The sequence below is a fragment of the Chelativorans petroleitrophicus genome (assembly GCF_025398195.1).
In the GTDB taxonomy this organism is placed as follows: Bacteria; Pseudomonadota; Alphaproteobacteria; order Rhizobiales; family Rhizobiaceae; genus Chelativorans; species Chelativorans petroleitrophicus.
In genome coordinates this window covers 1-25,459 of record NZ_JAODNV010000018.1, presented here as the reverse complement: position 1 = coordinate 25,459, position 25,459 = coordinate 1, and the positions used below count along the sequence as shown (strand labels likewise).

Here is a 25,459-nt window from a genome sequence, read left to right as displayed (position 1 = left end):
CTCCTCGGCTGCCGGATGAGGCCAGCACGTCTACGCGGAAACGCGCAAGGCGGAACAGGCACAGCCTGGGGCGCAGGCCTTTCTCTTCTCTGCGAATACCTAAGCCGCCTTCGCCCGCTCCGGGAACAGCTTCAGAAGCCCGTCTTCGGACGCTTCCGCGATGCCCCGCTCGGTAATGAGGCCGGTGACGAGCCGGGCCGGGGTAACGTCGAAGGCCGGGTTTGCCGCAGGCGTGGCATCGGGCAAGATGCGGACCTGCGTGACCTTCCCGTCGGCCGTCCGTCCCCAGACATAGGACACCTCGTCCGCCGAGCGCTCCTCGATGGGGATTTCCTTCACGCCGTCGCGTACCGTCCAGTCGATGGTGGGCGAGGGCAGGGCAACATAGAAGGGCACGCCGTTGTCGCGCGCCGCCAGAGCCTTGAGATAGGTGCCGATCTTGTTGCACACGTCTCCCGTGGCAGTCGTCCGGTCCGTGCCCACGATCACCATGTCCACCATGCCGTGCTGCATCAGGTGCCCGCCGGCATTGTCAACGATCAGCGTGTGCGGCACGCCGTGCCCGGCCATCTCCCAGGAGGTGAGATGCGCCCCCTGGTTGCGCGGGCGCGTCTCGTCCACGTAGACATGGACGGGAATGTTTTCCTCCATCGCCAGGTAGATGGGCGCGGTGGCTGTGCCGTAGTCCACCGTGGCGAGCCAGCCAGCATTGCAGTGGGTAAGGATGTTGACAGGCTCGCCCGGCTTCTTCCGCGCCGCGATCTGCCTGATGATCTCGAGTCCATGCCTGCCGATGGCCCGGTTGAGCTCCACGTCCTCGTCCGCGATCTCGGCCGCTAGCCTGTAGGCGGCGGCGGCGCGCTCCTTCTCGGGAAGGGGCCGCAGGCGGTTGCGCATCTCGTCCAGCGCCCAGCGGAGGTTGATGGCCGTGGGACGCGTGGCATGCAGCCTCTCCCACACGTCGTCGAGCGCCGCGTCCGAGGGGTCCTCGCGCATGCGGATGGCGACGCCATAGGCCGCCGTCACGCCGATGAGCGGCGCCCCGCGCACCCACATGTCGCGGATCGCAGTGGCGATGCCTTCCACCGTACGCACGTTCTCGATGCGGAATTCATGGGGCAGCCAGCGCTGGTCGATAAGGTCCACCGACCAGCCGTCCTCGTTGAGCCAGATCGTGCGGTAGTGCCTGGTCCCGACCTTCATGGCTTACCTCCTGTTTTCTGAATCGAGCATCCGGGCCAGCGCGTGAAGCTCGCCGAACGAGGTGATGCGCTCTCGGTTAACGGCGATGTGCCGCCCGAACGTCAGGGCCGGCGCCTCGCATGCCGCCCGCAACCCGGTGTCGTCGATGATCTCAAAGTCCGCATTATGGGCAAGGCCCAGAATGCGCCTGTGGATTTCCACCCCGGCAAAGCCCAGCATCTCCGTCCAGATGTCGTGCAGGACGTGGTTGAGGGCCTGCTCGGCGCCCAGATGGTCGCCCTGATCCTCATAGAGGCTGCGATGATAGAGCATGCCTGTCCGCTCGGTGCGCCAGAGCCTGGAGAACTCCTCGCGGAAGACCGTCCAGGTCTCCTCAATCACCTTCAACAGATAGGCGCGCATTTCCTCGCGTGAACCCTGCGCCTCGTGGCCTTTTTGCGAGAAGAAGGCCATCCAGTAATTGGCAAGCAGCATGCCCACATCGAAGGAGATGGGGCCGTAGAAGGCAAATTCCGGGTCGATGACGCGCGTGTCAGACTCCGTCACCATCACGGAGCCTGTATGCAGGTCGCCGTGCACCAGCGTCTCCGCCTTGGCTGCGAACAGGTGCTTGAGCTTCTGTGCCTCGACCTTGAGGTCGCGGTCCGCGCGCAGCTCCTTCACCAGCGGATCGAGCTCCGGCGTGTGCCGGTTCATCTCCGCCGCGAAATAGGGATCGGTGAAGACGAGGTTTTCCGTGATGTCGCAAAGCTCGACATTGTCGGCAAAGAGCGCGAGGTCCTGCTTGCGCTCCCGCGCCTCCATAGAGAGGTCGGAGCCGCGGAAAAGCGTGCGGGCCATGAACAGGCCGAGATCCTCCGCGATCCTCGGAAGCTGCCAGCCCTGGATCAGCGCCCGGCGCAGGATGATGTGGGGCGAAAGATATTCCATCACTGTGAGCGCCTGCCCTTCGTCAAAGTGGTAAATCGCGGGCACGAGGCCGGGCGCGCGCTTTTCCTGCCGGACAAGGGCGTGATACTCGAAGAAGGAGCGTTTCAGCGGCAGCGGCCAGCTTTCGCCCACCAGCCGCACATAGGGCAGGGCCTGCTTGACCACCACAGCGCCCTTCTCCCCCTCCACGATAAAAACGAGATTGAGGTTGCCGTCACCCACCTCCCGCACCTTCCAGGCCGAGGGGCTGCCTCCCACGCGTTCCGCCACCGCGGCTATCGGACCCAGGCGCGCGGGGAGCGTTTCCACGGTGAGCGGCTTGAAGGCGGTCTCGTGCATGTCCTTTTTCCTCCCGGCATCCTTCCTTGCTGACCTGACATATCTTGCGCGGCGAGGCCTCCCGGCAGGGCACGCGCGCACCCGGTATGTTCGCCCGTGCCGGGTGCTGCTCTTGCCTTTGCGGGGCATCCGCCGCTGTCCTTTTCCGGACGCGCCAGCATTGGAGATCACGCTACCAACGCTCTGTCATTTGTCAATGATGTTGACAAATGCCGGAAGGGTGTTAGCGTCTCCCCGGGGAGGACAGCCATGGCGGAAAGTCCCGTCTTTCGTATTGCCGGTCTTGCAAAATCGTTCAGCAGCAACGAGGTGCTGCGCGGCATCTCGCTGGAGCTGCGGGCGGGCGAGGTGACCGCGCTGCTGGGAGCGAACGGCGCGGGCAAATCCACCCTCGTGAAGATCATGAGCGGCGTCTATCAGGCCGATTCCGGCGAGATGACGCTGGGCGAACGCCCCTTTGCCCCGGCGACCCCCGCCGAGGCCATGCGCGCGGGCGTGGTGACGGTTCATCAGAACATCGATGACGGCGTGGTTGGCTCGCTCGACGTGGCCACCAATCTCGTGCTCGACCGGCTGAGCGGGAAGGGCGCCAGCATATTCTTCAACCCGCGCCGGGTACGCCGCACGGCGCTCGAGGTGGCGGGGCGCATGGGCCTCGACCTCGACCTGACGGCGGATGTCACGGAACTGCCGCTGGCTGACAGGCAGATGGTGGCCATCGCGCGCGCCATGGCCCACGAACCCAAGGTGATGATTCTCGACGAGCCCACGTCGTCCCTTTCGGCGCATGAGGCGGCACGGCTGTTCGAGCTGATAGACCGGCTGCGCGCCCGCGGCGTTGCCATCCTCTACATTTCCCACCGCATGTCGGACATCAGGCGGCTCGCGGATCGGATCGTGAGCCTTAGGGACGGGCAGATCGTGGGTCTGTTCGAGAGCAGGCCGCTCGACTACGAGGGCGCCGTCAACGCCATGCTCGGGCGCACGCTGCGCCAGGGCAGCGTTGTCTCGCAGGCGGCAACGCACCCCATCTTCCGGGCTGAGGGTCTGCAGCTCGTTCCGGGGGCTCGGCCGTTCTCCCTCACGCTCGGCGCAGGCGAGGTCGTGGCGGTCACCGGCCTGGTCGGCGTCGGCAAGACGCGCCTTGCTGAAATGCTTTTCGGCATCCACCGCCCGGTTGCGGGCACCATGGAGCTGGCCGGCAGCCCCTATACACCGCGAAATCCGGCCGACGCCATCCGTCAGGGCGTCTTCCTGGTGGCGAAGGACCGGGCGCGCACCGGCATAGTGCCGGACTTCAACATCTACCAGAACATGAGCCTGCCCTTTCTGCCCCGCTTTTCGCCGCTCAGCCTCATCAACAGGCGTGCCGAACGGGCGGCCGCGAAGGAGCAGATCGGCAGCCTGCGCATCGTCTGCCGGTCGGAGCGGGACGATCTTGCCACGCTCTCGGGCGGCAACCAGCAGAAGGTGATGGTGGCGCGCTGGCTGTCGCAACCCTCACGCATGCTGATCCTCGATGAGCCCTTCCAGGGTGTGGACATCGCCGCCCGGCACGACATAGCGGCGAAGCTGCGCGAAAGCGCTGCCGACCGCGCCACTTTGATTTTCCTCACTGAACTTGATGAAGCACTGGAGACGGCAGACCGGATACTCGTGATGTCGGAACATACGATCGTGGGAGAGCATCGAAACGCGCAGATCGACATGGACCGGCTGCTCGCCGAAGTGGCCGGGGCAGGGCGGCCGACGCTTTCGGAGGTGCCGGCACATGGATAGCGGGATGGCGCAGGAACCGCCGGCAAGCCTCGAAGGGCGGGAGGCGGCCCGCGCGGGTCTTTCGCCGCGCGAGATCGTCATCCGCTACGGCTTTCTCCTACTGCTGGCGGGGCTCATCGTCTTCTTCTCGCTCGCCACGCGCGGCTTTGCCTCGCCTCAGGCGGCAGTCTTCATTCTCCAGTCTGTGTCGATCACCGGCATTCTCGCTCTGGGGGTGACGGCCACACTGGTCGTCGGCGGGTTCGATCTTTCCATCGGCTCGATCGCCACCAGCGCCATGATGGCGGCGGCCTATGCCATGGTAGTGATGGAGCAGAACGCGCTGGTCGCGGTGCTCATATGCCTTGCCATCGGGGCGCTGGTCGGGCTCATCAATGGTCTCATCATCTGCTACATGCGCGTGCCGGACCTGCTTGCCACGCTCGGCATGATGTTCCTTCTGATCGGCCTGCAGCGCATTCCCACGGAGGGCCGCTCGATCGCCGCCGGGATGACTTTGCCGGACGGTTCGACCGCCGAGGGCACCTTCAGCCCCGCTTTTCTCGCGCTCGGCCGCCACCGCTTCGACGTCATCATACCGGATCTCGTGCCGTCTTCGGTGGTGGTGCTCATCGTGCTTGCGGTGGTGATCTGGTTCTTCCTCGAATACACGCGCTTCGGCCGCATGATGTATGCGGTGGGCTCCAATCCGCGCGCGGCGGAGTTCGCGGGCGCGCCGGTCAAGGCCTACAAGATCTGGGCCTATGTGATTTCCGGCGTCTTTGCCTCCATCGGGGGCATATTGCTGGCAGCGCGGCTCGGGCGCGGCGACATCGCCTCGGGAAATAATCTTCTGCTGGATGCGGTGGCGGCAGCACTGATTGGCTTTGCGGTGCTGGGTGCGGCGAAGCCCAATGCTTTCGGCACGGCGGTCGGTGCGCTATTCGTCGGCGTGCTGCTCCAGGGCCTCACGATGATGAACGTGCCCTACTACACGCAGGACTTCATAAAGGGAGCGGTGCTCGTCATCGCGCTCGTCTTCACATTTTCGTTGCTCGGCCGCAACGGCCGTTAGACCATTGGGAGGTAGCAGGAATGAGCATGACTTTCACACGTCGGGGCCTGGGCAGGCTGGGGCTTGCCCTTCTTGGGGCGAGCATGCTCGCGCCGGTATCCGCGTCTGCGCAGGATATGCCCGCGCCTTTCGACAATCCGGGCGAGGTCGAGATCGCACTTGTGCGCTATCTCTCGACCGGCGATTTCTTCCAGGCCTATCTTTCGGGCGTGGAGGCGCAGGCGAAGGCACTGGGCGTCAATCTCAGAGTCTTCGACAGCCGGCAGGATGCCGCCCTCCAGGCCGATATGGTGGATCAGGCTATCGCGCTCGGCGTGGACGGTATCATCATCCAGCACGGGCTGACCGAGTCCATGAAGGAGGCGGCGCAGCGCGCGGTGGATGCCGGCATCAAGGTCGTGGCCTTTGACGTGAACGTGGAGAACGACGCCATCCCGCAGATCGAACAGTCCGACCGCGACCTTGCGCGCTTGGCGCTTGAGCAGGCCATAAAGGATAACGGGGAGGAGTGGACCGCGGCTTATGTCTATGTGCCCGGCATCGCTCCGCTAGACCGGCGCAACGAAACCTGGGTCGAGTTCAAGGAGAAATATCCGGGGATCAACGAGGTCGCGCAGTTCGGCACGCTCGACAATCCGATCGCGAACTCCGTCGCCAACCAGGCCCGTTCGGTCCTTTCGGCCAATCCGGACATTCAGGTCGTCTTCGCTCCTTATGACGAGTTCGCCAAGGGCGTGAAGATCGCCGTGGACGAGGCGGGTCTTTCGAGCAGCATCAAGATCTACTCGGCCGACATTTCGACGGCGGACATTGCCGCCATGCGCGAGCCGGGCAGCGCCTGGGCCGCCACGGCCGCGACCAACCCCGCCGTGGTGGGCGAAGTTTCGGTGCGCGCGCTCGCCATGCTGCTTGCGGGCGAGGACCCGGGCCACAACGTCATCGTTCCGCCCACGCTGATCACGCAGAAAGACCTCAACGACCAGGACATCAAGAACATGGACGAGCTCGCGCAGAAGCTGCCGCAGTTCGCCCATGCCGACGTCGCCGTGCCGGCGTGGATGCCGCTGCCCCCGCGGGACTGATCGGGCGACTTTCTAGGTGGAAGCAAAAAAGGGCGGCTCCGGGCCGCCCTTTCTGTTTGCTCTATCCTTCGGTCGAAAGCCGCTACGCCCCTCACCGCGTCATCCTGGAAGCAGCACCCACCACCCCGCCATCCCAGAAGCCGCGTAGCGGCTATCCGGGACCCAGTGCTTGCGTTCCATGTCGCTCTGGGTTCCGGGGTCGCGTTCCGCTCTCCCGGGGATGACGGGGAGAAGTGGCACGGGATGGATGACGGTGTGCTTTTCCTACCTGAGCGCCGCCTCGATGTTGCCGCCGTCCACCGTGGTGACATTGGCCGTGGTGCGCTCGGCGAGCGCCTGGTGGAGGAACGCCTGCGCCACATCCTCCGCGCGGACCTCGAGGCCAAGCAGGTTGCCGCTCATGTATTCCTTCTCGGAAACACCGCGGGCCTTGGCCCGGCTCGCGATCATCTCGTCGGTGAGGAGTCCGGAGCGGATGCGGTCGGCGTTCACCGCGTTGGAGCGGATGCCCTCGGAACCATAGTCAAGAGCATACTGCCGGCAGAGGAACAGCGTGGCAGCCTTCGGCAGGCCGTAGGCGCCGAAGTTCTTGCCCGGGTTGACGGCCTGCTTCGACGTGTTGAAGAGAAGCACGCCGCCAGTCCGCTGCATGCGGAAGATGCGCACGGCGTTGCTTGCCACGCTCTGGTGAGCGAAGAAGTTGAGCTCGAAGCTTTTGCGCAGCGTCGCATCGTCCAGCTCCCCGATCCTGCCCTGCCAGGCCGCCCCCGCGTTGGAGATGACGATGTCGACGCCGCCATAGACCGCCACCGCCCGGTCGAACGCGCCGCGCACCTGGGCGGGATCGGTGACGTCGGCTCCCACGCCTATGGAGCTGTTGCCGGCTTCCTTCGCCGTGGCCTCGGCCTGCGCGGCATCGAGGTCCACGACGACCACATGGGCGCCTTGCGAGGCAAAGAGCTTCGCTGTTGCCGCGCCGATGGCACCAGCGCCGCCGGTGATCAGCATTACCTGCCCGGAAAGGGGTTTGGGCTTCAGCGAGGCGAGCTTCGCCTGCTCCAGCGACCAGTATTCGAGCTCGAAGAGGTCCGAAAGGGCGAGCGGATGGAACGAGCCGATGGATTCGGCTCCGGTGACGGCCTCGATCAGCATCTCGCCCACATCGGCGGCGATCTTCGCCTCCTTGAGGCTCCGGCCATGGCCGAAGAGGCCCAGGCCGCGCACGAGGGTGAGTCGCGGCATCGGGTCGAGCATAGTGCGCTTGACATCGTCGCGCGCGTCATTCGTGCGGAAGTATTCCGTGTAGCGGTTCGCGAATTCCGCCACGCGCTCGCGGATGATGCCGGCATACTCGTCGAGTTTTCCGGCCTCAGGCGCGGGCAGCACCATCGGCCCGGTCTTGATGCGGATGGAAAGGTCCGGCGTCGAAACGCCCCGCTTTGCCAGCTCCTCGACGGTTTCGGCATTCACAAAATCGAGGATCTTCGGCGAGGTGCGGAAATCGGAGACCATGCGGTCGAAACGGCCTTCGCCGTGGTCAACCGCGACGGCCCCGCGCAGATAGGGGCTGATCTCCGCGGGCTTGGCGAGCGCGGCAGGCAGGGCGACCGAAACGAAGGGCTGTCTGCCCTGCTTCGCCACATGTTCCTCGGCCATGGTCACGAACTCGATCATGAGGCTGTAGGCCTCCTTCGCGTCGTCGGCGAAGGTGAAGATGCCGTGCTTGTCGAGGATCAGGCCCTGGACGGAGGGGTCGGCGTCATAGATGTCGGCCGCCACCTTGGCGAGGTCGAAGCCGGGCTTGATGTAGGGCACGAAGCCCAGCCGCTTGCCGAAGACCTCGCGGCAGAGCGCCTCGCTTTCCTTCTGGTCCACCAGCGCCAGGATGGCGGTCGAGTGGGTGTGATCGACATATTTGTGCGGCAGGAAGGCGTGCAGCAGCGTCTCGATGGACGGGTTGGGCGCGTAGGGGTCGATCAGGTTCGCCCGCTGCAGTGCCACCATGTCCTCGTCGGACAGGCTGTCGAGCTTGCGCGCGGCAAGAAGCGCGTCCATCTTCACCGCGGGCAGGCCGGCCGGCTCGATCACGGCCATGTCCCAGCCGCTGCCCTTGACGCAGAGTACGTCCCATTCCTGGCCGAGAATGTCCTTCGCCTTGGTCTTCAGCGAGGTGTTGCCGCCGCCGTGCAGCACAAGCCGCGGTTCGCCACCCAGAAGCCGCGTGGTGTAGACCCTGAGCGCGAGATCGCGGGATACGCCCTTGGCGGCATAGTCGCTGACGAGTTTTTCGGCTTCGCTGTCGTTCCAGAGATTCTGCATTTGACTTCCTGTTGCTGTTGGTGCCGGCGGCAAGCCGGTCCGTCTTCAGGCGGAAATGCGGGCTGGCTCGCCTTCGTCCGCCTTTGCGTTGAGCCGCTCAAGCAGCCGTTCCGCGATGCGCGCGGTCGTGACCAGGTGGGTGAAGAAGCGGCCGTTGATGGCGGCAAGCAGCGGCTCGAGCTTTTCGTCCTCCTGCACCACCATGAGCCGCCTGGGAATAGCCCGGATGGCATCGAAATCGGCCGAGATGATGCGGCGGTTGTAGTCGCAATCAAGCCAGGTGCCATCGGCGGCGATCACCTGGCCCGCGATGACGCCCACGCCGCCCATTTCCTTGATCGCGGCGAGTTCCTTCGGGCTCAGCGCTCCGCACCGGACGACATGGCTGTCCTCGGCCAGCGTGCCGACGCTGAAGAGCGCCATGTCGCAGGCGCTGACACGGTCGAGCTGTTCGCGGATCACCGGCTCCTCACGCAAACCGCGCGCAAGCGCATCGCTGCTCAGCACCAGCGGCGCATAAACGTTGAGGCCCTGCGCATTCAGCCGTCGGGCGATCTCCATGGTGCACTGATCGGGCCGGTAGGCGTAGGGAGAGCCCAGATTGCCGCACAATTCCACCACCGACACGCCGTGGCGGTCAGCATAGCTCATGGCGTCCGCAATGGCATAGACGGTCCGGCCCCAGGCCACGCCCACCCGGTCGCCGTTCTTCACCATCTCGAGGAAGACGCTTGCGGCCAGAACCGGTACTTCCGCCGCCGGGTCAGGCGCGAGCCGGCCTTCGCTCACCAGCCAGACCGTATCGAGGCCGAGCGCGTCCTCCAGCCGCCGCGCCATCATGTCGGTGCAGAACAGGTGCGTCGAGGTGGAGATGTTGACGATTCCGGCCTCCCGCGCCCGGCGAAGATAGAGCGCCACCGAGGCGCGCGAGATGTTGAGCCGCTGCGCCACCTCGTCCTGGCGCAGCCCGTGGGTATAATAGAGCCATGCGGCCTTGTGCACGATCTGATCTGCCGGGCGAGGTGTCATCTGTCTCCTCCAGCTAGACATTATTCGCCACGATTGACAAAAGTCAATTCTCGATCCCGTCTTGGAGAGCAAGGAATAGAAGGCTGAAATAAAGAAAAGGCTGGAGCGGGCAGCTCCAGCCTCGATCGCAGCGGGGACCCGGCGGGCCGGGTCCGAAGAATTTCCGGTCAGTAACCTCTCGGGCAGGCGGCGGTGTATCTGCGGCCATACTGGTCGCGGTACACGCACTGATTGCTGCCTTCGGCCGCACGTCCGATCAGAGCGCCGGCGATTGCGCCCGCGGCACCGCCGATAATCGCGCCTTCCACTTCATTACCAGCCACGGCTGCACCGATCGCCGCGCCGCCTAGTCCGCCGACGGCTGCCCCCTGCTGGGTGGGCGTGCAGGCAGCGATGGCGATCAGCAACGGAGTCAAAAGAACAAGCTTCTTCATGGGTCTCTCCAATATGGCACTGCGCCGGGGACAAATTCGCAAATATGGCGATTTGTTCCCGAGAGCGGCGGTGGCGATCCTCTACGCAAGTGTTTGCTTCGTCAACCAACAGACCGTTAACCGGCGTAAATCTTTTCGGACAGTCCGCATTTCGTTCATATTTTCACCACCTCGCCGCCATTTTCACCTTGCCGTGTGCCATTTCGTCTTGGATAAGCGCCGCCGGCACGAAAGGTCCATTGGCGCACCGCTTCTTTGGCATGCGCATACCTTACAGAATCGTATGTTGTGATGAATCGTCCGCATCCTTAATGTGCAGCACGCGCCGGCTTGCGGATGCCGCGTGACCGACAACGCTTTCCGGGTTGTGCCACACCCGGCCTCAAGGGTGCATCATGTTCGTCTCCTTCTTTCCCCGACCGCGCCTCTTCTTTGCCAGCTTCGTCGTGTGGACGCTTCTTTGCATTGTCCTTTGGTACGGATTCATCAAGGGTCTCGGACCCTCGCTCAGTCTCGGCGGCTTTTTCGGCTACGAGTATCCGGCCGCTCTTGGCGCGGAAGCCGATGAGGCGGCGCGCTCGGTGGCGGCCGAGGCTCTGTCGTCGGCGGAAGGCTTCTGGTTCTACCAGTACTTCATTGCCGTGATCGCGATCTTCGCGGGTGGCTGGATGTGGTTCTCCCCGCATCCTTGGGCGATCTGGTCGGTGGCGGGCTCCGCGCTCATCCTCTTCGTCAACTGGTTCCTCGTCCAGCTTGACGTGATGATCAACGAGTGGTTCGGCACCTTCTACGACATGGTGCAGACTGCACTCGGCACCCCGGGGGCGGTGGAGGCCGGAGACTTCTACTGGCAGATCGTTGCCTTCCTGCGCATTGCGCTCGTCTACGTCTTCTTCGGCACGCTGTTCCGCTTCTTCGTCAGCCACTTCATCTTCCGCTGGCGTACGGCGATGAACGGCTATTACATGTCTCAATGGCAGAAGCTGCGCCACATCGAGGGCGCCGCACAGCGCGTGCAGGAAGACACCATGCGCTTTGCCTCGATTGCCGAAAGCCTGGGCATCAGCCTGATCGATTCGCTCATGACGCTGATCGCTTTCCTGCCGCTTTTGTGGGGGCTGTCGGCGCATGTGCGGGAACTGCCGATCGTCGGGGAAGTGAGCCAGGGTCTCGTTTTCGTCGCGATCCTCTGGTCGGTGCTGGGAACTGCGCTGGTGGCGATCGCAGGTGTTCACCTGCCCGGTCTCGAATTCCGCAACCAGCGCGTGGAGGCGGCCTACCGCAAGGAACTGGTCTATGGCGAGGACCATCCCGACCGCGCGCAGCCGCCCACGGTCCGCGAGCTCTTCGATGATGTGCGCCGGAACTATTTCCGTCTCTACCTCAATTACATGTATTTCAATCTCGTGCGCATCTTCTATCTGCAGATCGGAAATCTGGTGCCCTACATCGCGCTGGGGCCATCGATCGTCGGCGGGGCAATCACGCTTGGCGTCATGCAGCAGATCATCCGGGCGTTCACCCGCGTGGAAAGCTCGTTCCAGTATCTGGTGAATTCGTGGACGACGATCGTGGAGCTGATGTCGATCTACAAGCGCCTGAAGGCGTTCGAGGCGAGCATCAGGGGCGAGCCTCTGCCTGACATCGACCGCCATTATCTCGAGCGTCAGCGACGGAGCTTCAAGCCGGAGGATCAGCCCGCGGCATAGCCCGGGCGTCCAATGCCCGTCATCCAGACGCCGCGGCGCTCAACACTCCGTCATTCCGGAAGCCGCAGAGCGGCTATCCGGGACCCGGTTGCTGGCATTGCCAAGTCGCGCAAAAATATCCGGCTCTATCGGAATTGCGACAAATTTGTCGCGTTTCCGGCATTATCCGCCTGCCTGAACCAGCAAATTAATTTCCGGCACCTCGGAGGGGCATCTGGCTCGGCGTTTTTGACATGGCGCTGAGAATGCGGTCTTTTAGTGGAGACCACCAGACGGGTGAAAAAGGGAAACGGAAAAAATGGGAGTGCGTCCATGAGATTCTTCAAAAGCAACAGCGACCGCGTGCCGGCACGGATCGCGGCTTTGGCCGAAAAGGCGCGCGCCGGGAAAATGGACCGTCGCGAGTTTCTCGCGCTGGCAAGTGCTTTTGGCGCGACGACGGCGGGCGCCTACGCCATGGCGGGGCTGGCCGCGCCGAAGCGCGCTCTCGCCCAGGAGCCTGTCAAAGGCGGCATCCTCCGCATCGCCATGTGGATCAAGGATCCGAAAGACCCGATGACCGCCGACTGGTCAGAAATCGCCAACGCGATGCGCCAGACGCTGGAGCCGCTCGTCAAATACACGCGCGACTTCACCTTTGAGGGCCGGCTTCTGGAAGGCTGGGAGATCAATGAGGACGCAACCGAATATATTCTGAAAGTCCGGCAGGGCGTGACGTGGAACAACGGCGATTCCTTCTCCGCCGATGACGTCATCTACAACCTGACCCGCTGGTGCGACCGATCGATCGAAGGCAACTCCATGGCCACGCGCCTTGCCGCGCTGATCGATCCGGATACGAACAAGGCGCGTGAGGGCGCCATCGAGAAGGTGGACGACTATACGGTCCGCCTGCACCTGCTTTCGCCCGACATCTCGATCATCGCGGGCTTCGCCGACTATCCGGGCCTTCTCGTGCATCCGAGCTTTGACGAGACGGGTCGCGATTTCGTTGCCAATCCCATCGGCACCGGGCCTTTCGAGCTGGTTTCCTACGAAGTGGGTAACCGCGTGGTCTACAAGCGCCGTGAGGACGGCAAGTGGTGGGGCGGCGAGCCCTATCTCGACGGCATCGAGTTCATCGATTACGGCCCCGATCCATCCGCCATGGTCAGCATGTTCGAGGCGGGCGAGGTGCACGCCAATTACGAGACGTCCGCCGACTACGTGGACATTCTCGACAGCCTTGGCCTGGTGAAGTCCGAGGTGATGACGGCCACTACGCTGGTGGCGCGGATGAATGTCGACAACAAACCCTATGACGACCAGAAGGTGCGCAAGGCGCTGCAGCTTGCGGTCGACAATGCGACAGTGCTGGCCCTCGGCTATGGCGGTGCGGGCGAGGTGGCCGAGAACCACCATGTCTGCCCGATCCATCCTGAATATGCGGAGCTTCCGCCGATCTCGCGCGATGTGGACGCGGCCAAGGCGATGATGGAGGAGGCCGGCCAGTCGGATTTCGAGCATGTGCTGATCACCGTGGATGAGGATTGGCATAAGAACACGGGCGATGCCATCGCGGCTCAGATCCGCGAGGCCGGCTTCAAGGTGCGGCGCGAGGTTCTGCCCGGCTCCACCTTCTGGAACGACTGGACGAAATATCCCTTCTCCATGACCAACTGGAACATGCGCCCGCTGGGCATCCAGGTGATCGCGCTCGCCTATCGCACCGGATCGTCGTGGAACGAGTCCGCCTATTCCAACGAGGAACTCGACGCGATGATCGACCAGGCGCTGACGATGCCCGATCCCGACCAGCGCCGCGACGTGATGGCCAAGATCGAAAAGCACATCCAGGATGCGGGCATCATCATCCAGCCCTACTGGCGCAAGCTCGTCAATCATGCGTCTCCGGAGGTAAAGAACTACGGCATGCATCAAACCTTCGAGATCGATCTGCACGACGTGTGGCTCGAAGCCTGAGTTGCAGTAGAATGATGCGAGGGGTCGGCGGACCCCTCGCATCCAATGAAAAACACACCCCCAAAAAACAAAGGGGGAGGGGAAACGGTGCTGAGTTTCATCATCCGACGCCTGGGCGTCATGGCACTGACCATGCTGTGTCTGACGCTGGTGGTGTTCTTCCTCATCAATCTGGAACCGAATCTCCGGAAGCTGGCGATCAGCCAGCTCGACATGCGAGCCTCCGTCGAGGACCAGGAACGCTGGCTGCAGCGCAACGGCTACCGCCAGAATTTCTTCGTGCGCTACGGGCAATGGCTCGGCGTGCTGCCCAAGCAGCCCAATATCGACCCCAACACGGGTAGGGCCGTACCGCGCTTTTCCTTTTGCGATGAGCCGGCCACGGTGCGCTATTCGGGTGTCCTTCAAGGGGATTTGGGCTGTTCGACCAAGTTCAAGGTGCCCGTGGCCGAGAAGCTGCTACCCGCGCTCGGGGCCACGGGCATTCTCATGTTCTGGGTCATGGCCGTCATGGTGCCCGTCTCGCTGATCGTGGGCGTTCTTGCCGGAATGCGCGAGGGGAGCCGGCTGGATCGGACGCTCTCGGTCGCCTCCATCACGACGACGGCCACGCCTGAATACGTCTCGGGCGTCATCTTCACCGTCATCTTCGCGTCTTGGCTCGGCTGGCTTAACGGATCGGCCGCCTCGGCCACCAATCAGGGCGTGACCTTCTACAACTTCACCCTGCCTGTCATGACCATGGCGATTTACGGAACCGGCTACATCGCGCGCATGACCCGCGCGTCCATGGTCGAGGTCATGACGCAGCAATATATCCGCACGGCGAGGCTGAAAGGCCTGAGCTTCAATGCCGTCGTCATCAAGCACGCACTCAGGAACGCGCTGATCGCGCCGTTCACGGTCATCATGCTGCAATTTCCGTGGCTGCTGACCGGCGTAGTCATTGTGGAGGTGATGTTCCGCTACCAGGGCTTCGGCTTCGCGCTGGTCGAGGCGGCGGCCAACAATGACATCGATCTGCTGCTCGCCTGCTCGCTGATTTCCGTCTTCGTCGTGCTTTCCACGCAGCTCATCTCCGATGTCGGGTATGCGCTGCTCAACCCGCGCATACGGGTCCGATAGAAGGAGGGCGGATGCAACTCGAAACGATCGGTTTCTTCGGCATCCTTTTCGGCGTTATCGAGCGCTTCTGGCCCGTATGGGCAGCGCTCGCCGTCGTGCTTGCGCTCAGCATGCGTTACAAGAAGCGCCTGGGGCTCTACGGGCATCTGTACGATTCCGGCGTCGGAATTGCCGGATTGACGATCTGCCTGTTCTGGCTGTTCACGGCGATCTTCGCCGACACCATCGCGCCCTTCGATCCGCTGCGGCAGTTTCCAGTCATGAAGGATGCCATGCCCGGCTCGATCGAGCCGGAATCGGGCATGGCTTTTCTTTTCGGCGGCGACCGGCTCGCGCGGGACGTCTTCAGCCGGATGGTCTTCGGCAGCCAGATCGTGCTCGTGATCGCGCCCGCGGCGACGCTCTTCGCCCTGATGGTGGGCACCACGCTGGGCCTGCCTGCCGGCTATTACGGTGGTAGGATCGACAGCGTCCTGTCCTTCTTGGCGAATCTCGTGCTCGCCTTTCCGGTCATCCTGCTCTTCTACCTGCTGGTGACTCCCGGAATCCGCGAAACCTCGATACCGCAATGGCTTGCGGGCATCTTCTTCATCTTCCCCATCATCTTTTTCTCGACCCTGTTCTACACCCGCTATGGCGGGCGGCCGCGGCTGTTCGCGGTACAACTTGCCGCCACGTTGCTGATCGGCGGCTGGATCTATATCGGGCTCGTCTTTGACGCTGACCCGCTCGGCATCATCTCCATCCGCCCCAACGAACTCAACATCTTTGTCGCCGTCGTCTTCGCGTCGAGCCCCGGTGTTTTCCGTATCGTGCGGGGGCTCGTCATGGACATCAAGACGCGCGACTATGTGGCGGCGGCACAGACGCGCGGCGAAGGCCCTTGGTACATCATGCTGTGGGAGGTGCTGCCCAACGCGCGCGGACCGCTCATTGTCGATGTGTGCCTGAGGATCGGCTACACGACCATCCTGCTTGGCACGCTCGGCTATTTCGGCCTAGGGCTGGCGCCCGAAAGCCCCGACTGGGGCACTGGCATCAAGGAATCGAGCAGGCTGCTCAGGCTATATATCCATCCGGCCCTGCCGCCGGTTGTGGCGCTGATGTCATTCGTGCTGGGGCTCAATCTGCTTGCCGATGCGCTGCGCGAGCAATCGCTGAAGGATTGAGGGTGAACGCCATGAACGAAGCCATCGGCAACGAGCGGGTTCAGAAGGCGGTGGAACCCATATTGGAGATAGAGAACCTATCCATCTCCTTCTTCACGCGGGCGGGCGAGATCCCGGCGGTGATGGATTTTTCCTGCACCGTCATGCCGGGCGAAGCCATGGGTATTGTGGGTGAATCCGGCTGCGGAAAATCCACCGTCTCGCTCGGCATCATGCGCGACCTCTCCAATGTCGGCAAGATCGTCGGCGGCCGGATCAAGTTCAAGGGCCGCGACATGGCCGAGATGAGCGAGGAGGAGCTGCGCCGGATACGCGGCAACGAAATCGCCATGATCTATCAGGAGCCGATGGCGAGCCTGAATCCCGCGATGAAGATCGGCAAGCAGCTCATGGAAGTGCCGCTCATCCATGAGAAGGTTTCCAAACAGGAGGCCTGGGACAGGGCGCTGGAGATGGTACGCTCCGTGCGCCTTCCCGACCCCGAGCGCATCATGCGCTCCTATCCGCATCAGCTTTCCGGCGGCCAGCAGCAGCGCATCGTCATCGCCATTGCGCTTCTGTCGAAGCCCTCTCTGCTGCTTCTTGACGAGCCGACCACCGCGCTCGACGTGACGGTCGAGGCCGGCATCGTGGAGCTGGTGAAGGGGCTCGGCAAGGAATACGGCACGTCGATGATCTTCGTGTCGCACAATCTGGGGCTCATCCTGGAGACGTGCGACCGTATCACGGTCATGTATTCGGGCGAGGCGGTGGAGACCGGCAGCGTCAAGGACGTATTCGACCGCATGCGCCATCCCTACACGCAGGGGCTTTTCCGCTCGATCCCGCTGCCGGGGGCGGATAAGAATGCCCGCCCGCTGATCGCGATCCCCGGCCAGCTACCGCTGCCGCACGAACGGCCCATGGGCTGCAATTTCGGCCCGCGCTGCCAGCATTTCGTGGATGGCGTGTGCAATGCCGCCGACATTCCGATGATCAGCGTGAAGGGGCACGAGAACCATTTCTCACGCTGCGTGCGCTTCGACGAGATCGACTGGGCGAAACTTCCTGAGGGGGCGCAGACCGCACGCGCGCCCATCGAGCCCGGAGCACCGGTGCTCAAGATCGACGGGCTGAAGAAGCACTACCAGATCGCCGCCAACGCCGTGTTCGGCGGAGGGGAGAAGCGCACCGTCAAGGCGAATGAATCCATCAGCTTCGAGGCGCGCGAGAGCGAGACGGTCGCGATCGTCGGTGAATCGGGCTGCGGAAAGTCCACGCTCGCCAAGGTGCTGCTGGGCCTCGAGACGGCGACGGAAGGCATCGTCACCCTGGGCAACACGGAGATTCAGGACACGCCGGTCGAAGAGCGCGACACGGAGACCGTGGCCGGGATCCAGATGGTGTTCCAGAACCCGTTCGACACGCTCAACCCCAGCCATTCGGTCGGCGCGCAGATCATGCGCACGCTGGAGAAGTTCAAGGTCGGCAACACGGTGGAGGAGCGCCGCAACCGGATGTACGAGCTGCTCGATCTGGTGAAGCTGCCGCGTGCCTTTGCCGATCGCATGCCGCGCCAGCTTTCGGGCGGGCAGAAGCAGCGCATCGGTGTGGCCCGTGCCTTTGCCGGCAACGCGAAGGTGGTGGTGGCCGACGAGCCGGTTTCCGCGCTCGATGTCTCGGTTCAGGCGGCGGTCACTGAGCTCCTGATGGACATCCAGCGCCGGAACAGGACCACCATGCTCTTCATCAGCCACGACCTTTCGGTAGTGCGCTATCTCGCCGACCGGGTGGTGGTCATGTATCTCGGCCACATCGTCGAATGCGGCACGACGGACCAGATCTTCGCGCCGCCCTACCATCCCTATACGGAGGCGCTGCTTTCGGCGATTCCCATTGCCGACACGTCCGTCCGCAAGCGGCACATCGTTCTGGAAGGGGACATACCCTCGGCCATGAACCCGCCAAGCGGCTGCCCGTTCCAGACACGTTGCCGCTACAAGCAACTGGTGCCGGATGGAAAGTGCGAGCGCGAACTGCCGCCCTTTGTCGATCTTGGCGACGGCCATCGCAGCCTGTGCTGGCTGGGGGAGGACGTGCTCAAGCGCATGGAGCCCGTCATTCAGCTTGAAGAGGCGGCGGAGTAGGGGGCTTCCCGCCGGCCCACCTCCGTCATCCTTTCGGATCACAACTTACCGTAATCTCGCACCCACCGGCCATTATCCCGGGCGAGCGAAGCGAGACCCGGGACCCAGGGATGCGGTCGAGGTGACGCTACCGGGTCCCGAATATCCGCTTCGCGGCTTCCGGGGATGACGCTGGTTTGGTGAGGGGCTTCCGGATCACACGACATTGAGCGCCGTGGCTTGCAGATGATGCCGTATTGGGCGCGTTGGCTTGCGAGGAGGAAAAAGAGAGGAGGCAGCGCTGCCATCCGACGCCGCCGGCATTTCCGCTTCTTCATTCAAGCGCTCATCTCTATGCCCGTACAACGATGCCTGCCGTTTCCGGGCAAGCGAAGCGAGTTCCGGGACCAGGAAGATAAGGAAATGGCAGCAACTGGGTCCCGGATAGCCGCTACGCGGCTCGCGGGATGACGAGATGGATGCGGCTTCCGGGGCGAGATGGCGTTGATCGCAGACTGCGCATTCCGCATATTGTAGATACATAATATCCATGATATTCTTTATCCATGATTGAGGTTGGAAATGAGACTGAGCGAAGGGGTTGAGGCGGCGATTCACTGTGCCGCCATTCTGGCGCAACTGGAAAAAGGGCGGACGCTGCCGGCGAGCGCGCTCGCGGAGCTGCACGGCCTTTCGCAGAGCTATCTGCTCAAGCATCTGCAGGCGCTGGCGGCCGCCAAGGTGCTGGAGTCCGTGCCGGGCCCGCACGGCGGCTACCGGCTCGCCCGGGCGCCGGAGCGCATCAGTCTTCTCGATATTGTGCTCGCCGTGGAAGGGCCCGAACCGGCCTTCCGCTGCGCAGAGATCAGGCAGCGCGGACCCGGCGCGCTTGAGCCAGCCGCCTATGTGAAGCCGTGCGGCATCAAGGTGGCCATGCTTAAGGCTGAGAAGGCCTGGCGTGCCGTGCTCGCCGAGACCAAGCTTTCCGACATTCTCGAGGGATACCAGGCGGACGCGGATCCCCGCGCCATCGCCTTCACCTGCGCCTTCGTGGCCCGTCATCAGCGGCCGCAGGGCTGAATCCGTTTCATGTGCAAGTAGAAGAAAGGAGAAAGTGAATGCAGCCGCGTCTCAATTTCTATCAGGCCGCGCCGGAAATCATCGCCGCCGTGCGAACTCTCAATCAGGCGGTCGAGACTTGCGGTCTCGAAAAGAGCCTGTTGCATCTGATCAAGCTCCGCGCCTCCCAAATCAATGGCTGCTCCTATTGCGTGGACATGCACAGCCGAGAGGCCCTCGAGGATGGCGACCGCCTGCAGCGCGTGCTTCTTGTTTCGGCGTGGAAGGAGTCGCCGCTCTTTTCCGAGCGTGAGCGCGCCGCTCTTGCCTGGACGGAGAAGCTGACCAAGCTTTCCGAAACCGGCATGGTGGAGGACGAGGACTACGAGGCCGCCCGCGAACATTTCAGCGAAGAAGAGCTGGTGAAGCTTTCCGTCGCTATCGGCATGATCAATGTGTGGAACCGGCTTTGCGTGCCGTTCCAGGCCATTCATCCAGTCAGGGCGCTGGCCGCCGCATAAGGCCTATCCGGAGCGCCGTCGGGGAGACAGCGCTCCGGATATCAACCCAATAGCAGGGGATTGCAGGCCATCCGCGGGGGCTTTCAGCTTTTCCGGCCCACGAAGGAAATTTCTCCCGCAAGCTCTGCCGCAATTCTGAGTGCGGCTCCTGCCGCGACGACCATCTGCGGCAGAAGCATCCATTCCAGCGTCCATGCCGCGCCTGACCGCTCGTTTTCGTGAACCAGCGCTTGATGCATGCCGGAGACGAGCGTGGCGTTGAAGCGGGCGAACGTGACCAGCATTTCGGCCTTCACCGGGTTCTGCTTATGCGGCATGGCGGACGAGCCGCCACCTTCGGAAAGCTTCACTTCGCCCATCTCGCTTTGCGCCATCAGGGCGACGTCCTGCCCCATCTTGCCCAGGCTTCCCGTGATGAGTGACAGGAGGGAAGCGAAGTCGGCGATCCAGTCCCGCTCGGAGTGGCGCGCATGGGCCACAAGGCCGAGGCCGAGTGTTCTGGCAAGCCGGGCCGCGACGGCCGGACCTTTCTCGCCCAACTTGTCGAGCGTGCCGGCGGCGCCGCCGAAGGTGAGGATGGCCACCGATTTGCGCGCCGTCTCCAGCCGGGCGCGGTGGCGCATCAAAGGCTCGCGCCAGGAGCGGATCTTGCGCGAAGCCGTCACCGGAATGGCGGCCTGCATGCGCGTATGCGCCATCACTTCAATGGCGCCGTCGCGCCGTTCCAAAAGGTCGAGGGCGGCCACCGCCCGGTCCAGCCGCTGACCGAGCAGACCGGCTGCTTCGGCCAGCTGCAGTGCCAGTCCCGTATCGATCGCATCCTGGCTTGTAGCGCCGAAATGAACGTATTTCCCGTGCTCGGAGCCGAGAGTCTCGCGTAGCTGCGAAATGAGCACCGGAACGACGAGGCTGTCCTTGGCCACCCCGGCCTTGAGTCCGGCCATATCCGGCGTGAAGTCGGCAAGCTCCCTGGTAATGGCGCTGGCGGATTCCTTCGGGATCACGCCTTCCTCCGCCTCCGCCTCGGCAAGGGCGGCCTCGAAGCGCAGCATGGCCTGGATGGCGGACCGGGCGGAGAAGAGCTCCGCCAGCTCCTCGTCGCCCAGCAGGCCGGAAAGGAAAGGATGGTCGAAGACAGAGATGGTCATAGCTCGCCCTGACGCCTCATTCACTTCCGGTTCTAGCAGAGGCTTGTGTGCCCGTCCTCAGCCTCGGAGGCAGGATATAAAAAAGCGAGTCGGGACTTGCACACCCCGCCTCGCAAGGGTCGGCGAAAAGGCCGCTGGCCTGCAGGGCCGCTTCAACGTCTTCACACGTCGAAAAACACCGTTTCCTTCTCGCCCTGAAGGTGGATATCGAAATGGTAGGTGTTGCCCGAGCGCGGCGCGATCAGCGTCGGTACCCGGTTCTGGTGTTCCAGCCGCGTGAGGATCGGGTCTTCTGCGTTCGCCTTCTCTTCATCGCCGAAATACATGCGCGTCTGGAGGCCCAGATTGATGCCGCGAGCCACGATCCAGAGCGAGATATGCGGCGCCTGAAGGCGGCCATCGGGGAAGGGCACACGGCCCGGCTTGATGGTTTCGAAGGTGAACACGCCTTCCTCGTCGGAGGCCTGACGGCCCCAGCCGGTGAAGTTCGGATCGGCCTTCCCGCGCGGTTCGGAAGGCGAGTTGTAAAGCCCGTCCGCATCCGCCTGCCAGATCTCGATCACGGCATCCTTGATGACGGATCCGGTGCCGTCAAAGATCCGCATCTTCACCGTGATGCGCTCGCCCTTGGTCTTCTCGTTGACCATGCGGATGCCGAGATCCTCGGGATAAACCCCTCCAATCTCGCAGTAATTGGGCGTCAGGCCGATATGGACATACGGGCCGGCCGTCTGGGAGGGAGTTTCCTTAAGTCTTGGCAGTGGCTGCACCATATCAGTTGCCCTCCAGCTTGTTTTCAAACATTGTCTGGCGCCGCCCGCGCAGCACGATATCGAACTTGTAGGCGCGCGCATCCATCGGCACCGTCGATTCCATATCAAGTTTCGCGATCAGCGTCTCGATGGCGCGCTTGTCCGGAATCGTGCGCACAATCGGGCACCGCCAGATCATGGGGTCGCCCTCGAAATACATCTGTGTGATCAGCCTCTGCACGAAGCCATGTCCGAAGATGGAGAAGTGGATGTGCGCGGGGCGCCAGTCATTGATGCCGTTCGGCCAGGGATAGGCGCCCGGCTGAACGGTGCGGAACCAGTAGTTTCCGTCCTCGTCGGTGACCGTGCGCCCGCAGCCGCCGAAATTGGGATCGAGCGGCGCCAAATAGCCGTCCTTCTTGTGCCGGTAGCGGCCTCCGGCATTGGCCTGCCAGAATTCGACCAGCACGTTCGGCACCGGCCGCGCGTTCTCGTCCAGAACCTTGCCGTAGACGATGATGCGCGGTCCGATGGCGCTCTCGCCGGGCCGCGCGAAATTCACCGTCAGATCGTTGTCGAGCTCACCCAGCATCGAATGCCCGAAAACCGGTCCGGTAATTTCCGAGAGCGTGTGCGAAAAGGCGATCGGCGCGCGCTGCGGTGAGCGCACGACGGTGCTTTTGTATCCCGGCGCGAAGGCCGGGGGATGCCAGCTCCTGTCCCGCTGGAAGAAGCCGCCAAGTTCCGGCTTTATGTTTCTCATTGCGTCTCTCCCGATTGCATTGCGGCAAGCGTTTGCTTGACGATCCTGATTGCGCGATTGGCAGCGGGCACGCCTGCGTAGATCGCCACATGCAGCATGGCCTCGCGCAGATCGTCGGCGGTGGCACCTGTACGGGCGGTGGCGCGCACATGCATGGCAAGCTCCTCATCGTGCCCGAGGGCGGCGAGAAGCGCGATGGTGACGACGGAGCGCAAGCGCTTGGTCCAGTTCGGCCGTGACCACACATGGCCCCAAGCGGCCTCGGTGATCAGCTCCTGAAAAGCGTCATCGAATTCCGTCTTGTTCGCCTCGGCCCGGTCCACCCAGGCATCTCCGAGCACCGAACGGCGCGTTGCCATACCTTCGGTGTATCGTCTGGACTTCTCGCTCATCGTTCCTCCATGCCTGCTCAGAAGGGCAGGCCGACATAGTTTTCCGCCAGCATGGTAAGGGCGGCCCGGGAGCTGAAAAGATAGTCCAGCTCGGCATGCTGGATCTTCTGGCCGAAGGCACCCTGATCGGGGAAGCGGTGGAGCGTGTGAGTCATCCACCATGAAAAGCGCTCAGCCTTCCATACGCGGGCAAGCGCCCTTTCCGAATAGGCGTCGAGCCCCGCACCGGACCCTTCGGAATAATATTCCCTAAGGCCTTCAAAGAGGTAGTGAACGTCGCTCACAGCCAGATTCAAGCCCTTGGCGCCCGTGGCCGGCACGATGTGGCCCGCATCACCCGCCAGGAACAGTCGCCCGAAGCGCAGAGGCTCGGCGACGAAGGACCGCATCAGGGCAATGGATTTTTCCACCGTATGTGCGGTGGTCATGGCCTCCGCGGTGGCAGGGGGCAGGCGGTGGCGGATTTCGTCCCAGAAGCGGTCGTCCGGCCAGTTCTCAATCTTTTCGTCTGGCGGCACCTGGACATAGTAGCGGCTGCGCGTGGGCGAGCGCATGGAGCAAAGCGCAAAGCCGCGAGGATGATTGGCATAGATGAGCTCGTGACTGACGGGCGGAACGTCCGCGATGATGCCGAGCCAGGCGAAGGGATAGATTTTCTCGTAGACCGCTATCGACCGCTCCGGCACGGAGCGGCGGCAGACGCCGTGATAGCCGTCGCAGCCGGCGATGAAGTCGCAGTCGATGCGGTGACTCTCGCCCGCGCTGCGATAGGTGACGAAGGGGCGTTGGCTGTCGAAATCGTGCGGCTGGACGTCCTCCGCCTCGTAAACGGAAAGGGCACCCGCAGCCTCGCGCGCCGTCATCAGGTCGCGCGTGACCTCCGTCTGGCCGTAGACCATCACGCGCTTGCCTGTAAGGCCGAACAGATCGACGCGGTGCCGCCTGCCGTCGAAGGCGATGTCGAAGCCGTCATGCGGAAGGCCCTCGCGGTGCAGCCGGTCCGCCGCGCCGGCCTGTTCCAGCATGTGGACGGTGCCTTCCTCGAGCACCCCCGCGCGGATGCGCTCCAGCACGTGAGCTTTCGAGGCTCTTTCGAGGATGACGTTGTCGATCCCGGCATTGGTGAGCAACTGACCGAGCAGCAATCCAGCCGGGCCTGAACCGATGATGACGACCTGTGTACGCAATGGAGCTTCTCCTCTCGTTCAGGAGATTGGGCCGCCAGAGCATCGCAGGCAATGGACTTTTATCGCCAATTATTGCACTTTCCGCGCACGGACGGGAGGCTTTATGAATATCAGGCAGGTTCCGAATTACCGGCTTTATCGAGAAAAAACAGGAGAGTCCGGGGATTTCTGGCTTCACAGCGAAACGCTGCCGCTGCGCAGCCGCCTGCACAATTGGGAGATTTCCCTTCACCGGCACCCGGCCCTCCTGCAGGTTTTCCTGGTGACAGCGGGTGAGGGGGAGTTGCTGGGAGAGGCCGGGACGCGGCCCTTCCGGGCGCCTGCGGCGCTCTACATCGCGCCGGGTGCCACGCATGGCTTCCGCTTCTCGCGCGATGCGGACGGGCTGGTGCTGACGGTGCTGGCGGACCGGCTGCCTGCCGTCCGGGCGGCCGATCCGGCCATCGCGGCCTTCCTCGCCGGGGTGCGGGCAGCGCCGCTGGACGCGGAGGCGAGGCCGGACGGTCCGCTGGTGGCCGATCTTGCGCGGCGCATCCACGAGGAGCTGCACGGCAACGCGCCGGGCCGGGACATCCTGCTCGATGCGATGGTGACGGAGCTCCTGCTGCGGCTCGGGCGGCTCGGCGCGCGCGCGGCCGGTCCGGCGGGGCAGGAGGCCGGACGGGAGCGCGACCGCCAGCGCATTGGCGCGCTCGGGGAACTGATCGCCGCCCATTGCCGCGAGCACCGGCCGGTGGGCTTCTATGCCGAGAGGCTGGGCGTTTCCGCGGCGCATCTCAACCGCATCGCCCGCCGGGAGACGGGGGCGAGCGTCCAGGAGCTGGCCGCGCGGCATCTCCTGCGCGCGGCGCGGCGCGATCTCGTCTTCACGCCCAGCCCCATTCAGGCGATCGCCTATTCTCTGGGTTTTCAGGACCCGGCCTATTTCAACCGCTTCTTCAAGCGGGCGACGGGAATGACGCCCGGCGCCTTCCGCCGGACGGAGCGGAAGAAGCTCGCGGGATAAGGGGAAGATGCAATGCCAGCGGGCGCGCGCCAAGGTCTGAAGCGGCCGCATCGGCGCTCCCGCAAAGGGCTATCGGAATGGTCCGCCGGAAGGCAGTTCGCGCCGACGCGTCATGACGTGTCCGGGCGTTCGAGCGCATAGAGCGCCAGGCCGTGCGCCTCGGCGAGGATCTCGATCACCTCATGTTTCCCCCGCCGCCCAGGCCGCCACGACCGCTGCCGCAGCTCGGCCGCGAAGGCGGCGGCGCGGACGCCTGGCGGCCGACCGAGCCTCAGCGGCGAGACGCGGCGGGTGAGCCGCGCATCGCGGCGCGCCTTCCAGCGGGCGAAGCGGCGGGCCTGCCCCGGTAGATCGTCGAGGGCCGCGGCAAGGGCGGCGAGGCGCTGGTTGAG

General features: G+C 63.7%; 21 protein-coding genes and 1 pseudogene. 11 read left to right on the top strand and 11 right to left on the bottom strand.

Annotation, left to right across the window (positions count from 1 at the left end; all coding sequences use genetic code 11):
- Positions 1 to 99: 99 nt before the first annotated feature.
- Positions 100 to 1,203: an S-methyl-5-thioribose-1-phosphate isomerase gene (gene mtnA, locus NYR54_RS15555; protein WP_261516621.1), complete on the bottom strand. Its 1,104-nt coding sequence runs from the start codon at positions 1,201 to 1,203 to the stop codon at positions 100 to 102.
- 3 nt (positions 1,204 to 1,206) lie between these two features.
- Entirely contained in the window at positions 1,207 to 2,472 is a 1,266-nt protein-coding gene (gene mtnK / locus NYR54_RS15550; protein ID WP_261516620.1) for an S-methyl-5-thioribose kinase, read from the bottom strand.
- A 249-nt stretch (positions 2,473 to 2,721) separates the two neighbouring features.
- Between mtnK and NYR54_RS15545 the strand changes: the two genes are divergently transcribed.
- From NYR54_RS15545 to NYR54_RS15535, 3 genes are read left to right on the top strand one after another with little or no spacing between them, the layout of a single operon-like run.
- Positions 2,722 to 4,251 carry a sugar ABC transporter ATP-binding protein gene (locus tag NYR54_RS15545; protein WP_261516619.1) on the top strand — a complete coding sequence of 510 codons (1,530 nt, stop codon included), beginning with the start codon at positions 2,722 to 2,724 and terminating at the stop codon, positions 4,249 to 4,251.
- Positions 4,252 to 4,255: 4 nt separating this feature from the next.
- Positions 4,256 to 5,305, top strand: coding sequence for an ABC transporter permease (locus NYR54_RS15540; protein WP_261516618.1), 1,050 nt, complete (start codon positions 4,256 to 4,258; stop codon positions 5,303 to 5,305).
- A 26-nt stretch (positions 5,306 to 5,331) separates the two neighbouring features.
- On the top strand, positions 5,332 to 6,387 hold the full coding sequence (locus NYR54_RS15535; RefSeq protein ID WP_261516691.1) for a substrate-binding domain-containing protein: 1,056 nt from the start codon (positions 5,332 to 5,334) through the stop codon (positions 6,385 to 6,387).
- Positions 6,388 to 6,651: 264 nt separating this feature from the next.
- Here NYR54_RS15535 and NYR54_RS15530 read toward each other — a convergent pair whose 3' ends face one another.
- From NYR54_RS15530 to NYR54_RS15520, 3 genes are all read right to left on the bottom strand, one after another.
- Entirely contained in the window at positions 6,652 to 8,706 is a 2,055-nt protein-coding gene (locus NYR54_RS15530) for a bifunctional aldolase/short-chain dehydrogenase (RefSeq protein WP_261516617.1), read from the bottom strand.
- A 45-nt stretch (positions 8,707 to 8,751) separates the two neighbouring features.
- Complete coding sequence (locus NYR54_RS15525) at positions 8,752 to 9,735, bottom strand: sugar-binding transcriptional regulator (RefSeq protein ID WP_261516616.1); 984 nt, start codon at positions 9,733 to 9,735, stop codon at positions 8,752 to 8,754.
- Between the two features lie 167 nt (positions 9,736 to 9,902).
- Positions 9,903 to 10,169 (bottom strand): YMGG-like glycine zipper-containing protein, encoded by a 267-nt coding sequence (locus tag NYR54_RS15520; RefSeq protein ID WP_261516615.1) that lies wholly within the window; start codon positions 10,167 to 10,169, stop codon positions 9,903 to 9,905.
- Between the two features lie 395 nt (positions 10,170 to 10,564).
- Between NYR54_RS15520 and sbmA the strand changes: the two genes are divergently transcribed.
- The 7 genes from sbmA to NYR54_RS15485 all read left to right on the top strand — a co-directional run bounded on the left by sbmA (position 10,565) and on the right by NYR54_RS15485 (position 19,819).
- Positions 10,565 to 11,878: a peptide antibiotic transporter SbmA gene (gene sbmA, locus NYR54_RS15515; RefSeq protein ID WP_261516614.1), complete on the top strand. Its 1,314-nt coding sequence runs from the start codon at positions 10,565 to 10,567 to the stop codon at positions 11,876 to 11,878.
- A 312-nt stretch (positions 11,879 to 12,190) separates the two neighbouring features.
- Positions 12,191 to 13,840, top strand: a complete 1,650-nt coding sequence (locus tag NYR54_RS15510; protein ID WP_261516613.1) for an ABC transporter substrate-binding protein — start codon at positions 12,191 to 12,193, stop codon at positions 13,838 to 13,840.
- Between the two features lie 87 nt (positions 13,841 to 13,927).
- Positions 13,928 to 14,965 (top strand): ABC transporter permease, encoded by a 1,038-nt coding sequence (locus NYR54_RS15505; protein WP_261516612.1) that lies wholly within the window; start codon positions 13,928 to 13,930, stop codon positions 14,963 to 14,965.
- A gap of 11 nt (positions 14,966 to 14,976) precedes the next feature.
- Positions 14,977 to 16,134, top strand: coding sequence for an ABC transporter permease (locus tag NYR54_RS15500; RefSeq protein ID WP_261516611.1), 1,158 nt, complete (start codon positions 14,977 to 14,979; stop codon positions 16,132 to 16,134).
- Positions 16,135 to 16,145: 11 nt separating this feature from the next.
- A complete protein-coding gene (locus NYR54_RS15495; RefSeq protein WP_261516610.1) occupies positions 16,146 to 18,260 on the top strand; it encodes a dipeptide ABC transporter ATP-binding protein in 2,115 nt (704 codons plus the stop codon).
- Between the two features lie 561 nt (positions 18,261 to 18,821).
- Positions 18,822 to 19,319 carry an RrF2 family transcriptional regulator gene (locus NYR54_RS15490; RefSeq protein ID WP_261516609.1) on the top strand — a complete coding sequence of 166 codons (498 nt, stop codon included), beginning with the start codon at positions 18,822 to 18,824 and terminating at the stop codon, positions 19,317 to 19,319.
- Between the two features lie 38 nt (positions 19,320 to 19,357).
- On the top strand, positions 19,358 to 19,819 hold the full coding sequence (locus tag NYR54_RS15485; RefSeq protein WP_261516608.1) for a carboxymuconolactone decarboxylase family protein: 462 nt from the start codon (positions 19,358 to 19,360) through the stop codon (positions 19,817 to 19,819).
- Positions 19,820 to 19,902: 83 nt separating this feature from the next.
- On the opposite strand, the gene NYR54_RS15480 is transcribed toward NYR54_RS15485, so the two are convergent.
- The 5 genes from NYR54_RS15480 to pobA all read right to left on the bottom strand — a co-directional run bounded on the left by NYR54_RS15480 (position 19,903) and on the right by pobA (position 24,061).
- The gene (locus tag NYR54_RS15480; RefSeq protein ID WP_261516607.1) at positions 19,903 to 20,967 is read right to left on the bottom strand and encodes a 3-carboxy-cis,cis-muconate cycloisomerase; all 1,065 of its coding nucleotides are present in this window, start codon (positions 20,965 to 20,967) and stop codon (positions 19,903 to 19,905) included.
- A 161-nt stretch (positions 20,968 to 21,128) separates the two neighbouring features.
- Positions 21,129 to 21,740: a protocatechuate 3,4-dioxygenase subunit alpha gene (gene pcaG / locus NYR54_RS15475; protein WP_261516606.1), complete on the bottom strand. Its 612-nt coding sequence runs from the start codon at positions 21,738 to 21,740 to the stop codon at positions 21,129 to 21,131.
- A 1-nt stretch (position 21,741) separates the two neighbouring features.
- Positions 21,742 to 22,482, bottom strand: coding sequence for a protocatechuate 3,4-dioxygenase subunit beta (gene pcaH, locus NYR54_RS15470; protein WP_261516605.1), 741 nt, complete (start codon positions 22,480 to 22,482; stop codon positions 21,742 to 21,744).
- Positions 22,479 to 22,874: a 4-carboxymuconolactone decarboxylase gene (gene pcaC, locus NYR54_RS15465; protein ID WP_261516604.1), complete on the bottom strand. Its 396-nt coding sequence runs from the start codon at positions 22,872 to 22,874 to the stop codon at positions 22,479 to 22,481. The genes pcaH and pcaC overlap by 4 nt, the downstream gene beginning before the upstream one ends.
- Positions 22,875 to 22,891: 17 nt before the next feature.
- Positions 22,892 to 24,061, bottom strand: a complete 1,170-nt coding sequence (gene pobA / locus NYR54_RS15460) for a 4-hydroxybenzoate 3-monooxygenase (RefSeq protein WP_261516603.1) — start codon at positions 24,059 to 24,061, stop codon at positions 22,892 to 22,894.
- A gap of 103 nt (positions 24,062 to 24,164) precedes the next feature.
- Between pobA and NYR54_RS15455 the strand changes: the two genes are divergently transcribed.
- The gene (locus NYR54_RS15455) at positions 24,165 to 25,067 is read left to right on the top strand and encodes a helix-turn-helix domain-containing protein (RefSeq protein ID WP_261516602.1); all 903 of its coding nucleotides are present in this window, start codon (positions 24,165 to 24,167) and stop codon (positions 25,065 to 25,067) included.
- 110 nt (positions 25,068 to 25,177) lie between these two features.
- Here the strand turns inward: NYR54_RS15455 and NYR54_RS15450 are convergent.
- A pseudogene (locus NYR54_RS15450) lies at positions 25,178 to 25,459 on the bottom strand (hypothetical protein); the annotation flags it as partial.